The following is a 15763-nucleotide window of genomic DNA, read 5'->3' on the forward strand; positions in this document are numbered from 1 at the left end:
AGCCTTCGGCGAGAGTATCTTGAAAAGATGAAGGGGCGGTCAGGATCTGGCCGCCTCTTTCAGTTTGTAAATCAGGTCGAGTGCGTCCCGCGGGGTCAGTTCGTCGGGCAGAACTTGATCCAGCAGGTCGGTTACGGGCGAGGTTTTCGGTGCCGGTGGCGGTGGAGGTGGCGCAGCCGAAAACAAAGGCAGGTCGTCGATCAGGGCCTTTTGTTTGCCGCCTTCGCGTTCGGTTTTTTCCAGCTGGTCCAGAACAATGCGGGCCCGTTCGACCACAGATGCCGGCAGTCCGGCGAGCTGCGCGACCTGAACTCCGTAGGATCTGTCGGCCGCGCCCTTGTGAACTTCATGAAGGAAGATGACTTCACCCTCCCATTCCTTGACGGCGACAGTCGCGTTTTCGACGCCATCCAGTTGTCCGGCAAGAGCGGTCAGTTCGTGGTAGTGCGTGGCAAACAAGGCGCGGCACTGGTTGGCGGCGTGCAGATGTTCCAGCGTGGCCCATGCGATGGACAGACCGTCATAGGTGGCGGTGCCGCGACCGATTTCATCAAGAATGACCAGCGCGCGGTCATCCGCCTGATTGAGGATGGCGGCGGTCTCGACCATTTCGACCATAAAGGTAGAGCGTCCACGGGCCAGATCGTCTGACGCTCCGACGCGGCTGAACAACTGGCTGACAAGACCGATATGCGCCTGTTCAGCGGGGACATAGCTGCCCATCTGGGCCAGCAAGGCGATCAGTGCATTCTGGCGCAGAAACGTTGACTTACCGGCCATGTTTGGACCGGTCAGCAGCCAGATCGCCGCGCCGCCATTGGCGCTGAGATCGCAGTCATTCGCGATGAAGGCGTCACCGCTTTGCTGGCGTAATGCGTGCTCGACAACCGGATGTCTGCCCCCCTGGACATCGAATGTACGCGAGGCGTCGACTTGCGGGCGACACCAGCTCTCACCACGCGCCAGATCAGCCAGAGCGGTGGTCAGATCCAGTTCGGCCAGCCCTCGTGCCGCCTGGTTCAGGCGCGCGGCTTTATCCAGAATTTCGTCAGAAAGTCTTTGATAGAGCCGCTTCTCGATCTCCAGTGCCAGATTTCCTGCGTTCAGGATGCGGGTTTCGATCTCAGACAGTTCAACCGTTGTGAAGCGTACTTGGTTCGCAGTCGTCTGGCGGTGGATATAGGTTTCACTGAAGGGCGGGTTCAGCATCTTCTCGGCATGGGTAGCCGTCGTTTCAATGAAGTAACCCAGTACATTGTTGTGCTTGATCTTTAGTGACGTGATACCGGTGTGTTCCGCGTATTTCTGCTGAAAGCCCGCGATGACCGAGCGGCCTTCGTCGCGCAGCGTACGGGCCTCGTCCAGCTCGGCGTCATACTCCGGGGCGATGAAACCACCGTCGCGGGCCAGCAGCGGGGGTTCGGCAACAAGGGCGTCATCGAGCAGGTTCAGGAGGTCATCGAATCCAACCAGATTTTGCAACGCCGTTGCCAGAAGGACAGGCAAGTCCTGGTCCGCACAAAGCTCGGCAATTGCCGCTGCCTGTGTCAGGCCGTTTCGGATTGCTGCTAGGTCACGGGGGCCGCCGCGATCCAGTGACAGGCGAGACAAGGCCCGATCCAGATCAGGGGTTTTCCTCAGCGCCTCGCGCAGGTCCGAAGCGATCAGGCTGTCTTCGGTCGCAAAACTCACCGCATCCAACCGCCCGTGGATGACGTCCAAATTGCGGGAGGGGCTGGAGAGGCGTTGTTCCAGCAGTCGAGCACCACCCGGTGTCACGGTTCGGTCGACCACAGACAGCAGAGAGCCAGCGCGACCACCGGACAAGGATCGCGTTAGTTCCAGATTGCGCCGTGTTGCGCTGTCGATCTGAACAACGCGGTCTTCGGATTCCTTGAGCGGGGTCTGCAGCAGCGGCAGTTTGCCCTTTTGTGTAATTTCCAGATAGGCGATCAGAGCGCCCATGGCCGAAATCTCTGCGCGCCCAAAACTGCCGAATGCGTCCAGGGCGCTTACGTGAAACAATCCGCAGATACGCTTTTCCGCCGCGGTGCTGTCAAAACTGGCGCGCCCGATCGGGGTTAGCGAGACACCAAGATCACGGGCAGGTTCGTTCAGTTTGTCCTGAACTCCATCGGCCACGATCAACTCGGATGGTGCCAGCCGGGCCAGTTCAGGGCTAAGGCGCACCGAGGTCAAAGGCATCACGTGAAACGCCCCGGTCGAGATATCGGCCCAGGCCAAGGCGGCTTCATCCCGGACCTCGGCATAAGCGGCCAGAAAGTTGTGGCGGCGAGCCTCCAACAACGCGTCTTCGGTCAGCGTGCCGGGTGTCACAAGACGCACAACATCGCGCTTTACGACTGATTTAGAGCCTCTTTTCTTCGCTTCCGCCGGGCTTTCCATCTGCTCGCAGACGGCGACTCGGAAACCTTTTCGGATCAGTGTCAGCAGATACCCTTCGGCGGAATGCACGGGCACGCCGCACATGGGGATGTCGGCTCCGTTGTGCTTGCCACGCTTGGTCAGCGCGATATCCAGCGCCTCGGCGGCGTTGACGGCGTCTTCAAAGAACATCTCGTAAAAATCGCCCATGCGATAAAACAGCAGGGCGTTGGCATGGGCTTCTTTGATTTCGAGATATTGCGCCATCATCGGCGTGACTGTGGACAAGGCTGATCCCTTCTGGCGTATTCCGGACGCGACCTTACAAATCCCGCATCTTCTGTAAAAGCCGAAAACTCATTCCCGTTGAGGCGCGCGTTCTCCTGCGCTATGAGGCAATCGTCCCGCAGATGTAAAGAAACGACCCATCACATGCCCAAAGCGAAGATCACCAACGAAGAGGCGCTGGCCTTTCACCTGGAACCAACCCCCGGAAAATGGGAGGTGCAGGCCACCGTTCCCATGACCACGCAGCGGGATCTGTCGCTGGCCTACAGCCCCGGTGTCGCTGTTCCATGTGAAGCAATCGCCGAAGCGCCGGAAACGGCCTATGACTATACCAACAAGGGCAACCTGGTGGCCGTGATTTCGAACGGGACCGCTGTGCTGGGTCTGGGAAATCTGGGCGCGCTGGGCTCGAAACCGGTGATGGAAGGCAAATCGGTCCTGTTCAAACGGTTTGCCGATGTGAACTCGATCGACATCGAACTGGATACCGAGGACCCGGATGAGTTCTGCCGCGCGGTGCGACTGATGGGGCCGACCTTTGGTGGCATCAATCTGGAAGACATCAAGGCGCCCGAGTGTTTCATCATCGAACAGCGTCTGAAGGAAGAAATGGATATTCCGGTCTTCCATGATGACCAGCACGGCACGGCGGTGATCTGTGCGGCGGGCCTGCTGAACGCGCTGCATATCTCGGGCAAGAAGATTGAAGATGTGAAGATCGTCCTGAACGGTGCGGGTGCTGCAGGGATCGCCTGTATCGAACTGCTCAAGGCGATGGGCGCGCGGCATGACAACTGTATTGTCTGCGACACCAAAGGTGTGATCTATCAGGGTCGGACCGAGGGTATGAACCAGTGGAAGTCGGCCCACGCGATCTCCACCGAGCTGCGTACGCTGGACGAGGCCATGAAGGGTGCCGACGTCTTCCTGGGCGTGTCGGTCAAGGGTGCGGTCACGCAGGACATGGTGGCCAGCATGGCCGACAATCCGGTGATCTTTGCGATGGCGAACCCCGACCCCGAGATCACTCCGGAAGAAGCGCACGAGGTTCGGGTAGATGCCATCGTCGCCACCGGCCGTAGCGACTATCCGAACCAGGTGAACAACGTTCTGGGTTTTCCCTACCTGTTCCGCGGCGCGCTGGACATCCATGCCCGTGCCATCAATGACGAGATGAAAATCGCCTGTGCCCATGCTTTGGCCAATCTGGCACGCGAGGACGTGCCGGATGAGGTTGCGATGGCCTATGGAAAGTCTCTGACATTCGGACGGGATTACATCATCCCGACGCCGTTTGACCCGCGCCTGATCCACCGTATCCCGCCTGCCGTGGCCAAGGCCGGGATGGATACCGGTGCGGCCCGCCGTCCGATCATCGACATGGACGCCTATGAGCTGAGCCTGAAGTCCCGCATGGACCCGACGGCCAGCATCCTGCGCGGTCTGAACGCCCGCGCCCGCGCCGCGCAAAGCCGGATGATCTTTGCCGAGGGTGACGATCCCCGTGTGTTGCGCGCAGCCGTGATGTATCAGCGTTCGGGCTTCGGCAAGGCCCTGGTCGTTGGCCGACCCGATGACGTCAAGAAAAAGCTCGAGGACGCTGGCCTCGGGGACGCAGTGCGTGAGTTGGAGGTGGTGAATGCGGCAAATACCACGCATCTCGAGACTTACAAATCTTTCCTGTACAACCGGCTTCAGCGTAAAGGCTTTGATTCCAAGGATATTCACCGCCTTGCCGCGCGGGACAGGCATGTGTTTTCATCCCTGATGCTGGCCCACGGCCACGCAGACGGCCTTGTAACCGGTGCGACGCGCAAATCCGCGCATGTTCTGGATCGTATCAATCACGTGTTCGATGCCGACGCCGCCCATGGAGCGGCCGGGGTTACGGCGCTGCTGCATAAGGGGCGCATCGTTCTGATCGGCGACACGCTTGTCCATGAATGGCCGGACGAGAACGACCTGGCTACAATCGCCGAACGCTCGGCCGCCGTGGCGCGCCATATGGGGATCGAGCCGCGGGTCGCATTTGTCAGCTTCTCGACCTTCGGGTATCCGGTCTCGGAACGTGCGGAAAAGATGCACCGCGCGCCAGCGGTTCTGGACCAGCGCGGCGTCAACTTCGAATACGAAGGCGAGATGACCGTGGATGTTGCGCTGAACGTGGATCAGCAGGCGGCCTATCCGTTTTCGCGCCTGACCGGCCCGGCCAATATCCTGATCGTGCCTGCGCGTCACTCAGCGTCGATTTCAACCAAGCTGATGCAGGAAATGGGCGGCGCGACGGTGATTGGCCCGATCCTGTCCGGGGTCGACAAGCCGATCCAGATCTGCTCGACCGTATCGACGGCGAATGACATTCTGAACATGGCCATCCTGGCCTCTTGCGATATCGGGTAAGTCATGACGATCTGGAACCTCGGTTCAATCAACGCGGATATGGTTTACGCCCTGCCGCACCTGCCTGCGCCGGGGGAAACTCTGGCCGCAAATGGGCTGGAGCGTTTTTTGGGCGGTAAAGGGGCGAACATGTCCGTCGCCGCTGCGCGGGCCGGCTCGCATGTCTGCCATATAGGGGCGGTTGGTCCAGATGGGCGCTGGGCAAAGGACCGGCTGACAGAATACGGCGTCGACACCCGCCACATTGCCGAAGTTGACACACCTACAGGCCATGCGATCATCGCGGTGGATGCGCAGGGCGAGAACCTGATCGTCCTGTACCCTGGCGCCAATCATGCATTGCAGGCGGATCAATTGGGCCAGGCACTGTCCGCGACCGATACCGGCGATTTGCTGGTGATGCAGAACGAAACCAACGCGCAGGTCGAAGCGGCCCGGCTGGGGCACGAACTGGGTCTGACCGTCTGTTACGCCGCAGCCCCGTTTCAGGCCGATGCGGTCAAGGCGGTTTTGCCTTACCTCGATTTCCTGATCCTGAACGAGGTGGAGGCCGAGCAGCTACAGCAGGAAACCGGTCTGAACGCCAATGATCTGCCCGTCCGGCATGTCATCGTAACCCTCGGATCAAAAGGCGCGCGCTACTATCAACGGGGTGCCGAACCACAGGACTTTCCAGCCCATGCGGTCAAGGCTGTCGATACAACGGGCGCGGGGGATACATTCACCGGCTACGTACTGGCTGGAATGGACCGGGGGCTGCCGATGGAGCAGGCCATCGCACAGGCGACCCGCGCCGGCGCCCTGATGGTCATGCGGCACGGTACGGCTGACGTTATTCCCGATCTGAAGGAAGTGCGGGCAGCTCGGTTCGACTAGGACCCGGCGAAGGGTGCATCTCTGCCCCACAGTTGTTTGACCCGCGCATCGCGTCCGCATGCTTTGCGGTAGGCCTTGTAAGCGCTGCTCTGACGTTTGGGGCCAAAGCGGGTTAAGACCAGTTTGTCGCCTTTGTAATAATCCTGATGGTATTTTTCGGCCGGGTAGAACGTGGATGCATTCAGAATGGGCGTGACCACCGTTTGTCCCAATGCTGATTGCGCATTGGACTTGGCTTTTTCCGCCAGCACCTTTTCCCCTGTGTTAGAGACGAAGATGGCCGTCCGATAGCTGTCGCCCCGGTCGCAGAACTGCCCACCGGCATCGGTTGGGTCGACCGAGCGGAAAAACATGTTCAGCAGCGTTTCACGTGACACACGCGACGGATCGAATGTGATCTGAACGGCTTCGTAGTGACCTGTTCCTCCACGTGTCACCTGTTTGTAGGTCGGATTGTCCACCGTGCCGCCCGTATAACCCGAAACGGCGCCGGTCACGCCGGGGACGGATTCAAAATCGGATTCAACACACCAGAAACAGCCACCCGCAACCGTCAGTGTCTCGGTCCCGGCGGCAGGCGCGGGCAGTGCGCGCAGCAGCGCGGCCAGAACGATCAGAATGAACAGCAGGGTCGGTTTGAAACAAACGGCATTTGCAGTCCGGGTCATGGCAGGTCTCCTTCCAGAGACAGGCTGCCCCGTGTTCCCCGATCATGCAATCCGCTGACATCGTTTGTCACATGCTGGTGAAACGAAGTTATCGCGCGCTAACCCAGCAACTGCCCCAGCTTCATCGCCACGCCCATGTTGCCGGAGATTTTCAGCTTGCCCATCGCGATGCCCGTCATCGGGTTCAGCTTGCCGGTCAGCAGCTTTGTCAGGTTGTCCCTGGAAATCCGAATGGTGCAGTCAGTGTCCTGATCCGTCGTCGACGCCATGTTGTCCGCCAGAACGATGACGCCATCCGCGCCGCAATCGAATTTGAGCGATCCGTCAAAGCTTTTGCCGTTCAGACCTTTCTGAATTCCGTCGGCGATCTCTTGCAGCATGTGTTGTCCTTTTCCCAATTGACCTTTGCGTAAAGTCAAACGGGGGCCGCGGGCAAGGGTGACGCAACAGGAACCGCAGCACGCAACAAAATAACCCCGGCACCGGATTGCGGGCCGGGGTTTTAGAATTCGGTCGAGCAGGGCTTATTTTGAAAGCCGCTTGTCCCGCGCCGCCAGTAGTTTCAGGCGCAGGGCGTTTAGCTGGATGAATCCGGCTGCGTCCTTCTGATCATAGGCACCGGCGTCTTCCTCGAAGGTCACATGCGCCTCGGAATACAGCGAATGATCCGACCAGCGGCCGACGGTCGAGGCCAGGCCTTTGTACAGTTTCACACGCACGGTGCCGGTGACGTGTTCCTGAGACCTGTCAATTGCGGCCTGCAGCATTTCCCGCTCGGGCGAGTACCAGAAGCCGTTGTAGATCAGCTCGGCATATTGCGGCATCAGCTGGTCTTTCAGATGCATCGCGCCGCGGTCCATTGTAATGGACTCGATCCCGCGATGCGCCTCCAGCAGGATGGTGCCGCCCGGCGTTTCATAGATGCCGCGCGATTTCATGCCCACGAACCGGCCTTCGACCAGGTCCAGACGGCCGATACCGTGCTTGCCGCCATATTCGTTCAGCTTGGTCAGGATGGTCGCGGGGCTCATTGCCTCACCATTGATGCTGACCGCATCGCCTTTTTCAAAGCCGATTTCGATGAATTCCGGCTCGTTCGGCGCATCCTCGGGGTGGACGGTGCGCTGGTAGACATAGTCGGGCGCCATATCGGCGGGATCTTCCAGAACCTTGCCCTCGGACGAGGTGTGCAGCAGGTTGGCGTCGACAGAGAAGGGTGCCTCGCCACGCTTGTCTTTGGCAATCGGGATCTGGTTCGCCTCGGCGAATTCCAGCAGCTTGGTGCGGCTGGTCAGGTCCCACTCGCGCCACGGGGCGATGACCTTGATGTCGGGGTTCAGCGCGTAGGCCGCCAGTTCAAAGCGCACCTGATCGTTGCCCTTGCCGGTTGCGCCGTGGGCGACGGCATCGGCACCGGTAGCTTGTGCAATCTCGACCAGACGTTTTGAAATCAGCGGACGCGCGATCGAAGTGCCCAGCAGGTACAATCCTTCGTACTGCGCATTGGCGCGGAACATCGGGAAGACGAAATCGCGGACGAACTCTTCGCGGATATCCTCGATATAGATGTTTTCAGGCTTGATCCCCAGCAGTTCGGCTTTCTTGCGGGCGGGTTCCAGTTCCTCACCCTGACCCAGGTCGGCGGTAAAGGTCACGACCTCACAGCCATACTCGGTCTGCAGCCATTTCAGAATGATCGAGGTATCAAGGCCACCGGAATAGGCCAGAACAACTTTCTTGGGCGCGGACATCTGACTTCCCCTTATGCGTAGAACGCTTGGCCCCTAGCGGGTTTTGGACCCGGGGGCAAGCTGTGTGGATTGACGCAAGGCGGGAATTGGGGTGAAACAGTTGGAAAGAGAACAAGGATTGGTTGAGAGGGCGGTTTTCAGATGCTGGGTTGGGAGATTTTTGCGCATTCGGTGCGGATGGTATTCGGGAATTTCAGACAGGTTTTGCAGATCGCACTGGGACCGGCCGTGATCGCAACCGCCGTGATCGTCGGGCTGTTTCTGCTGCTGGGAATTCCACTCGAGTCGTTTGATGACACCGCCAATGCGTCGCCAGAAAACCTTGGTTCGATTACGGTCTTTACCTTTTTGGTTGTCGTCGTGGTGTTCATCGTGATGTTCTGGATCGCCGTGTCCTGGCACAGGTTCATATTGTTGGAGGAATACCCCAGCGGGCTGTTGCCCACATTCCGCTTCGACAGAATTCTCGCTTATCTGGGCCGCTTTGTTTTGCTGGGCCTGTTGATGGCAATCGGGTTCATACCGGTCGGGCTAATTCTGTCTGTCCTGGGTGAAAGCGCCGGACTGATCGCGGTTGTCATAAGCTTCGGTGCCGCACTAGTTCTGGTTGTTTGCTTCTACCGCTTGTCCATCATCCTGCCGGCTGCCGCGATCGGCAACCCGATTACACTGGGCGATGCATGGAACCGAACATCGGGTGTGGCTGGCGCGATTGTTGTTCTGCTAGTGGTCAGTTTTGTGTTTCAGATCCTGGTGCAGTTTGCGCTTGCGGCGCTTGCCATTATCCCGGTTCTGGGCGTTTTGCTGACCGTGTTTTTCGGATCTCTCATTCTGCCGATGATCAATGTCAGCATCCTGACCACGATGTATGGGATCTTTGTCGAAAAACGCGAACTCACCTGAGCCGCGTACACATATGTATTCCTTGCCCTTCTCGCACTGATGCGGCACTGAAACGGTCATGACTGATTTCATGACCCGCGCCCGTGCCGCCGAACAGGCGATGCGCACCGTGTTTCCGCCAACGCCGTTGCAGCGGAACGCCCATCTGTCCGACCGGTTTGGGGCTGATATCTGGCTCAAGCGTGAAGACCTCAGCCCTGTGCGGTCTTACAAGATCCGGGGCGCGTTCAACGCCATGCGCAAGCAACCGGGTCAGGATCTGTTTGTGTGCGCCAGTGCGGGCAATCACGCGCAGGGCGTGGCCTATATGTGCGAGCACATGGGTGTGAACGGTGTGATTTTCATGCCCGTGACCACCCCGCAGCAAAAAATTCAGAAAACCCGCATCTTTGGCGGCGACAATATCGAGATTCATCTGACCGGGGACTATTTCGACGACACGCTGAAGGCGGCGCAAAAATGGTGTGCGGAAAAAGGCGGGCATTTCCTGTCGCCGTTCGACGACGCAGACGTGATCGAAGGGCAGGCCTCGCTTGCAGTCGAGATCGAGGAACAGCTGGGCGGTGTGCCTGATCACCTGCTGTTGCCGGTGGGCGGCGGCGGGATGTCGGCGGGTGTGGCGACCTGGTTCGGGGATCGCACCCATTGCCTGTTCGTGGAACCGGCAGGCGGGGCCTGCCTGCGCGCGGCGCTGGCGGCGGGTCATCCGGTGGCGCTGGATCGCGTCGACACATTTGTCGATGGCGCCGCCGTCGGCCGGATTGGCGAAAAGCCCTTTGAACTGCTGCGCAATTGCCACCTGTCGGATGTCCTGGTGATGTCCGAAGATCGTATCTGCGCCACCATGATAGAGATGCTGAATGTCGAAGGCATCGTTCTGGAGCCCGCCGGCGCGCTGGCGGTCGAGGCGGTGACGGATGTTCAAAGCTTTGTGCGCAGCAAGACGGTGGTTTGCGTCACCTCGGGCGGCAACTTCGATTTCGAGCGTCTGCCCGAAGTGAAGGAGCGGGCGCAGCGCTATTCCGGCGTCAAAAAGTATTTCATCCTACGCCTGCCCCAGCGCCCCGGTGCGTTGAAAGAGTTTCTGGGCATTCTCGGCCCCGAGGATGACATCGCGCGCTTCGAATATATGAAGAAATCGGCGCGCAATTTCGGCTCGGTCCTGATCGGGATCGAAACCCGCAAGCCGGAAAACTTCATGCGGCTGTTTGCGCATCTGGACGAGGCCGGGTTCACCTATACCGACATAACTGAAGACGAAACACTGGCCCAGTTTGTGATCTGAGCGCAAAAAACAGCCTCTAACTAAGGCTCTCCGCCCGGTTTGCTAAAAATACTGCCCGGGATTCATCGTAGGCGGTCAGGATTGCGTTCAGATCCACATTGTCGCCTTCATCGGCTGCTGCCCGCCGTTCGCCATCCTGGCAAAGTTTGGAAAACTGATCGAATCCCAGGCTCAGCGCGCTGCCCTTCAGGAAATGCAGGTTTTGTTCCAGTTCTGCCCGCGTGGTATCATTGTGCAAACGCGCAAGAGCTTCCTGGACCTCATCCAGAAAGATCTGCACCACCTCGTCAAACTCGTCGGCGCCAACCTCATCCCGCAATTGTCTGACCCTGTGCCAATGGATCATGGTGCCCTTCCCGCCTCGTTCTGTTGGCCATGGAATTAACATCTGTGCGGTAAAGGTCCGGTTAAGCCGGTCGAAGAAACCTCGGATTGCACCTTCATCGGATGTTAAATCACCGCGCGCTAGGGTTGTGACATTCGAAAACGCGTGCGGTGCAGAGGGTGATGGTGTCAGGACCCGGACAGGCGGAAGCCAGCGCAGAGCTGGAGTTTGGTGCGATCCGCAGGGTGCTGGTCGTGGATGACAGCCGCCTGCAACGGCGCATTCTGGTCGCATCCCTCAGAAAATGGGGGTTCGAGGTGATCGAGGCGGACGGCGGTGAAGCCGCCATTGCCTTATGTGCCGAAAGCCTTCCGGATCTGGTTGTCAGCGATTGGGTCATGCCGGGGATGAGCGGGCTGGAATTCTGCCGCGCCTTCCGGGCGCTGGGCGGCGATCACTACAGCTATTTCATCCTTCTAACTTCCAAAAGCGAAAAGCAGGAGGTCGCGCGCGGGCTGGATGCCGGTGCAGACGATTTTCTGATCAAACCGCTCGAGGCGGATGAGTTGCGCGCCCGTATCTCGGCCGGTGCACGCATTCTGGATATGCAACGCGAACTGTCGGAAAAGAACCGTCTGATCGAAAACGCGCTGAACGAGTTGAAGCAGGCCCACGACGCCATCGACAAGGACCTGATGCAGGCCCGAAAGATCCAGCAGTCACTGGTGCCCGAGTTCAGCCGGGAATTCGGCAAATCCCGGGTCAGTCTGTTGCTCAAACCATGTGGCCACATTGGCGGTGACCTTGTTGGCATGTTTTCCCCCGGCATCAATCGCCTTGGGTTTTACAGCATTGATGTGTCCGGGCACGGCATCACTTCGGCGATGATGACGGCGCGTCTTGGCGGGTATCTGTCAAGCACACACTTCGATCAGAACGTGGCGATGGAGCGTCGGTTCGACAAGTTCTATGCCTTGCTTCCACCGGAACAGGTCGCTGCAACGCTCAACTCACGCCTGATGGCGGATGCCGGTGTCGAAGAATATTTCACGATGGTCTACGCCATTGTCGATCTGCGCAACGGTCATGTGAAAATGGTGCAAGCAGGGCATCCGCACCCGCTTCTGCTGCGCCAGGATGGCAGCGCTGAGTTTCTGGGTGAGGGCGGTCTGCCGATCGGCTTGCTGCCGGATGTTCACTTCCAACAGACCGAACTCTACCTCAAGCCCGGCGACAGGCTGATGCTGTATTCCGATGGGTTCACGGAATGCCGCCTGGCCGATGGCGGTTTGCTGGACGAATCCGGATTGCAGCAAATGGCGCTGGGCTGCGCGTCGGACCGGGCAGGAAGCGAGTTTCTGGACGACATGTTCTGGCAGCTCACCCAGACCGCTTCGCCCGGTGAAGGCATGGACGACGATGTCTCGGCCGTTTTTTTTGAGTTTAATGTTTGTTAGAGCCTGTTCAAATGAAGTCTGGCAAAGTGCCGATCGCCGCCGTTGCCCAACATCTCAACCGCGTCAGCGCCATGCATCCACAATGCTTCGTGAAAGGGTTCGCTGGGCGGGCCCATGCGGCGCACAGGCCTTGCGCGATAGATCAGGCAAACCTTTTCGGCCCACAGATCGTATTCCGGCATGAACGTGAACCGTCGAAACGCGCCGATGCGCCGGGGCGCGGCGATTTGCCAACCTGTCTCCTCGTAAACCTCGCGGTGCAGCGCAGTGATCGGGGATTCGCCGGGATCGATACCGCCACCGGGTAACTGAAGGTCTGGCCCAGGTTCGGTCTGGCAGGTCAGCAACAGGTGCCGGCCTCGCGGCAGCAGACCGTAAACGCCCACCCTGCGTATGTACTTGCGCCCCGGTTCCGGGGTTTCACCGAACCGTCTGATCATGTATGGCCCCTTACAACCCAATCTGTTCGACCTATATGGTGGCGGTATGCCAACCCGTGGCGTGTAAGGAAACCCCATGTCTCTTGGAACGAAAATCGCGTGGGACGACACCGTCCTGCCCTTTCAACTCGATGTATCGGATATGCGCGGCCGCGTGGCCCGTCTGGATGGCGTTCTGGACGGCATCCTGAAACAGCACGACTATCCCGAAAAGGTCGAGGCATTGGTGGCCGAGATGGCCCTGCTGACCGCGCTGATCGGACAGACCGTCGCGTTGCGCTGGAAGCTTTCGCTGCAGGTACAGTCCAAGGGTGCGGTGCGGATGATCGCAACGGATTATTACGCGCCTCAAAAAGAGGGTGAGCTTGCCCGCATCCGCGCTTATGCAAGCTTTGACCGCGATCGGCTGACCGATGCCGCGCCGTTTGATCAGGTGGGCGAAGGCTATTTCGCGATTCTGATCGACCAGGGTAAAGGCACACAGCCCTATCAGGGCATCACACCGCTGGCCGGCGGCTCGCTTAGCGCCTGCGCCGAGGCATATTTTGCGCAATCCGAACAATTGCCAACCCGGTTTTCACTGAGCTTTGGCAAATCGACTGAACCCGGCGTCGGCGAACACTGGCGCGCGGGCGGTGTCATGTTGCAGCATATGCCCAAGGCCTCGCCCTTTGTGGCGAGCAGTCAGGGCGAGGGCGAAATCCTGACGGCAACGGATTTGGTCGACGGCGAAGAAGGCGAAAACTGGGGCCGGGTCAATATCCTGCTGGATACGGTCGAAGATCTGGAGCTCATCGGGCCCTCGGTGGCACCCACGGACCTGCTGATCCGTCTGTTTCACGAGGAACAGCCCCGCGTTTATGACGCGCAAGCTGTGCAGTTCGGCTGTACCTGTTCCGAGGACCGTGTACGGCAGAGCCTGTCGATCTATTCCGCCAAGGACATCGAAAAGATGACCACTCCCGAAGGTCAGGTGACGGCTGACTGCCAGTTCTGTGGCGCACATTACGTGCTTGACCCCGAAACCGTGGGTTTCGATGCCAAAGAGTCCGGCGGTGCATGACCTGACTGAACAGCTCAGGGCGGCCCTGCGCCGACCGGGCGGTGGGTCCAGCGATTTTGACCTGAACCCCGATGCGGTTCTTCCGCCCGGGCGGAAACTGCGTCCTGCGGGTGTGCTGGTGCCGATTTCGCTGGTCGGGGAGCAGCCGCGCCTGATCCTGACCAAACGGTCGTCGGCCCTGAAGCACCATCCCGGGCAGATCGCCTTTCCGGGTGGCAAGCAGGACGGTGACGATGCCGACGTCACCGCCACGGCCTTGCGCGAAGCCCGCGAAGAGATCGCGCTGCCACCTGAACTGCCCGAAATCCTGGGACACCTGCCCGCGCATGAGACCGTGACATCGTTCCAGGTGACACCGGTCGTCGCCATATTGCGGCGGCCTTTCACCCCGATCCCCGAGCCCGGTGAGGTGGAGGAAGTTTTCTCGGTTCCGCTTGCACATGTCCTCAACCCTGCGAATTATATCGTGGAATCGCGTCGTTGGAGGGGCCAAAGACGGCACTATTTCACAGTTCCGTTCGGTCCCTATTACATCTGGGGCGCAACGGCCCGCATGTTGCGGGGATTGGCAGCACGGTTGAATGAATGAAGCGGATTGTTGAACCCTGGGTTACGGAACCGGCAACGCAGAAGGTCTGTGCGGCCCTGACAGAAGCCGGGGCGCAGGCGCTGTTTGTCGGTGGTTGCGTGCGCAACGCTTTGTTGGGCGAACCGGTGTCGGATATCGACATCGCCACAGATGCGCCGCCGGAACGGGTCATGCAGCTTGCCCGGAAAGCGGGGCTCAAGGCTATCCCTACCGGGATTGATCACGGAACCATAACGGTTGTTTGTCACGGCATCGCGCATGAAATCACCACGTTCCGCCGGGACGTGCAAACGGACGGTCGCCGGGCCGTGGTGGCATTTTCGGATAAGGTGGAAGAAGACGCCGCCCGCCGTGATTTCACCATGAATGCTATCTATGCCGCGCCGGACGGGACGGTTCGTGACCCGTTGAACGGCCTGCCGGATCTGAAGGCGCGCCGGGTCCGTTTTATCGGAACCGCCGAACACCGCATTCGCGAGGATTACCTGCGATCCCTGCGCTTTTTCCGGTTTCACGCCTGGTATGGCGATCCGCAGGCCGGGTTCGATCAGGATGCGCTGGCGGCGATTGCGGCTAACCCGGACGGGCTGCGTCAACTGTCGCGCGAACGGGTCGGGGCCGAGTTGCTGAAGCTGCTGGCAGCCCCTGATCCAGCACCGTCGGTGGCGGGAATGCGAAGTACCGGCGTTCTGATGCAAGTGCTGCCCGGGGCGGATGACCGATCTCTGGCACCGCTGATTGCACTGGAACAGCAGGCTGGCGCCTCCCCTGACGCAGTGCGCAGGCTGGCGGCCATTGCAGCACCCGAAGACGCCGCGACCCTGCGCCTTAGCCGGGCGCAACTGCAGCGGCTGACCCGAATGCGGGAAGAGGCCCCGGGGACCGCAAGCGTGGCCGAGTTGGGTTATCGCTATGGCGAAGAGGGTGGATTGCATGAAACCCTGCTGCGCTGTGCGTTGCTGGAACAACCCTGGTCGGATGACCTGAAACAGCAGTTGAAAGCTGGCGCGGCGGCCCGTTTTCCAATCGGTGCAACGGACCTGATCCCCGATTTTTCCGGGCCCGCACTGGGCCAGAAACTTGCCGAACTGGAGCGCCGTTGGATCGAGTCGGGCTTCCGGCTAAGCCGCAAAGAGCTGCTTGCCGATTAGCGCGAGGTCTCAAAAAGGGATGACAAGTCAAATCGTTTGTGGTTACTTGCCCCTGTCACATGGATGGAGGAATGCGAATGTATTACGGGATCTGGTTCGGCTAAAGCCGGAACACTTTGACCCGTAAGGGTGGTGTTCTGGCGCCATCTTTCTTCGCACGCCCCTAGTTTATGCTCAATCGG

General features: G+C 59.6%; 14 protein-coding genes. 8 read left to right on the forward strand and 6 right to left on the reverse strand.

What is annotated here, in order from left to right:
- Positions 1 to 39: 39 nt before the first annotated feature.
- Entirely contained in the window at positions 40 to 2655 is a 2616-nt protein-coding gene (mutS, locus tag ACR0MI_RS05015; RefSeq protein WP_170816882.1) for a DNA mismatch repair protein MutS, read from the reverse strand.
- A gap of 162 nt (positions 2656 to 2817) precedes the next feature.
- Between mutS and ACR0MI_RS05020 the strand changes: the two genes are divergently transcribed.
- Together ACR0MI_RS05020 and ACR0MI_RS05025 are read left to right on the forward strand one after the other, a co-directional pair.
- Complete coding sequence (locus tag ACR0MI_RS05020) at positions 2818 to 5073, forward strand: NADP-dependent malic enzyme (protein WP_170612737.1); 2256 nt, start codon at positions 2818 to 2820, stop codon at positions 5071 to 5073.
- A gap of 3 nt (positions 5074 to 5076) precedes the next feature.
- Positions 5077 to 5949, forward strand: coding sequence for a ribokinase (locus ACR0MI_RS05025; RefSeq protein ID WP_170619055.1), 873 nt, complete (start codon positions 5077 to 5079; stop codon positions 5947 to 5949).
- Here ACR0MI_RS05025 and msrA read toward each other — a convergent pair.
- The 3 genes from msrA to ACR0MI_RS05040 all read right to left on the reverse strand — a co-directional run bounded on the left by msrA (position 5946) and on the right by ACR0MI_RS05040 (position 8368).
- Positions 5946 to 6617 carry a peptide-methionine (S)-S-oxide reductase MsrA gene (msrA, locus tag ACR0MI_RS05030; RefSeq protein WP_170612733.1) on the reverse strand — a complete coding sequence of 224 codons (672 nt, stop codon included), beginning with the start codon at positions 6615 to 6617 and terminating at the stop codon, positions 5946 to 5948. The genes ACR0MI_RS05025 and msrA overlap by 4 nt on opposite strands.
- Positions 6618 to 6715: 98 nt before the next feature.
- On the reverse strand, positions 6716 to 6997 hold the full coding sequence (locus ACR0MI_RS05035) for an SCP2 sterol-binding domain-containing protein (RefSeq protein ID WP_170612731.1): 282 nt from the start codon (positions 6995 to 6997) through the stop codon (positions 6716 to 6718).
- Positions 6998 to 7141: 144 nt separating this feature from the next.
- A complete protein-coding gene (locus ACR0MI_RS05040) occupies positions 7142 to 8368 on the reverse strand; it encodes an argininosuccinate synthase (RefSeq protein ID WP_170612729.1) in 1227 nt (408 codons plus the stop codon).
- A 141-nt stretch (positions 8369 to 8509) separates the two neighbouring features.
- On the opposite strand from ACR0MI_RS05040, the gene ACR0MI_RS05045 reads away from it, so the two are divergent.
- Together ACR0MI_RS05045 and ilvA are read left to right on the forward strand one after the other, a co-directional pair.
- Positions 8510 to 9271: a hypothetical protein gene (locus tag ACR0MI_RS05045; RefSeq protein ID WP_170612727.1), complete on the forward strand. Its 762-nt coding sequence runs from the start codon at positions 8510 to 8512 to the stop codon at positions 9269 to 9271.
- A 58-nt stretch (positions 9272 to 9329) separates the two neighbouring features.
- Entirely contained in the window at positions 9330 to 10556 is a 1227-nt protein-coding gene (gene ilvA, locus ACR0MI_RS05050) for a threonine ammonia-lyase IlvA (RefSeq protein ID WP_170612725.1), read from the forward strand.
- Between the two features lie 16 nt (positions 10557 to 10572).
- Here the strand turns inward: ilvA and ACR0MI_RS05055 are convergent, their stop codons facing one another.
- On the reverse strand, positions 10573 to 10902 hold the full coding sequence (locus tag ACR0MI_RS05055) for an Hpt domain-containing protein (protein ID WP_170816853.1): 330 nt from the start codon (positions 10900 to 10902) through the stop codon (positions 10573 to 10575).
- A 161-nt stretch (positions 10903 to 11063) separates the two neighbouring features.
- Here ACR0MI_RS05055 and ACR0MI_RS05060 point away from each other — a divergent pair, with 161 nt between their 5' ends.
- Positions 11064 to 12338 carry a SpoIIE family protein phosphatase gene (locus ACR0MI_RS05060; protein WP_170612721.1) on the forward strand — a complete coding sequence of 425 codons (1275 nt, stop codon included), beginning with the start codon at positions 11064 to 11066 and terminating at the stop codon, positions 12336 to 12338.
- Here the strand turns inward: ACR0MI_RS05060 and ACR0MI_RS05065 are convergent.
- Entirely contained in the window at positions 12335 to 12778 is a 444-nt protein-coding gene (locus ACR0MI_RS05065) for an NUDIX hydrolase (protein WP_170612719.1), read from the reverse strand. The two genes, ACR0MI_RS05060 and ACR0MI_RS05065, sit on opposite strands and share 4 nt — an antisense overlap.
- A 76-nt stretch (positions 12779 to 12854) precedes the next feature.
- Here ACR0MI_RS05065 and hslO point away from each other — a divergent pair, with 76 nt between their 5' ends.
- Genes hslO through ACR0MI_RS05080 form a run of 3 tightly spaced genes read left to right on the forward strand, consistent with a single transcriptional unit; the run spans position 12855 to position 15581 of the window.
- Positions 12855 to 13841: an Hsp33 family molecular chaperone HslO gene (hslO, locus tag ACR0MI_RS05070; RefSeq protein WP_170612717.1), complete on the forward strand. Its 987-nt coding sequence runs from the start codon at positions 12855 to 12857 to the stop codon at positions 13839 to 13841.
- Complete coding sequence (locus tag ACR0MI_RS05075; protein WP_170612715.1) at positions 13816 to 14430, forward strand: CoA pyrophosphatase; 615 nt, start codon at positions 13816 to 13818, stop codon at positions 14428 to 14430. Before hslO ends, ACR0MI_RS05075 begins: the two co-directional genes overlap by 26 nt.
- Positions 14427 to 15581, forward strand: coding sequence for a CCA tRNA nucleotidyltransferase (locus ACR0MI_RS05080; protein WP_480853808.1), 1155 nt, complete (start codon positions 14427 to 14429; stop codon positions 15579 to 15581). Before ACR0MI_RS05075 ends, ACR0MI_RS05080 begins: the two co-directional genes overlap by 4 nt.
- Positions 15582 to 15763 lie beyond the last annotated feature (182 nt).

Source organism: Ruegeria sp. D4, from assembly GCF_056534475.1.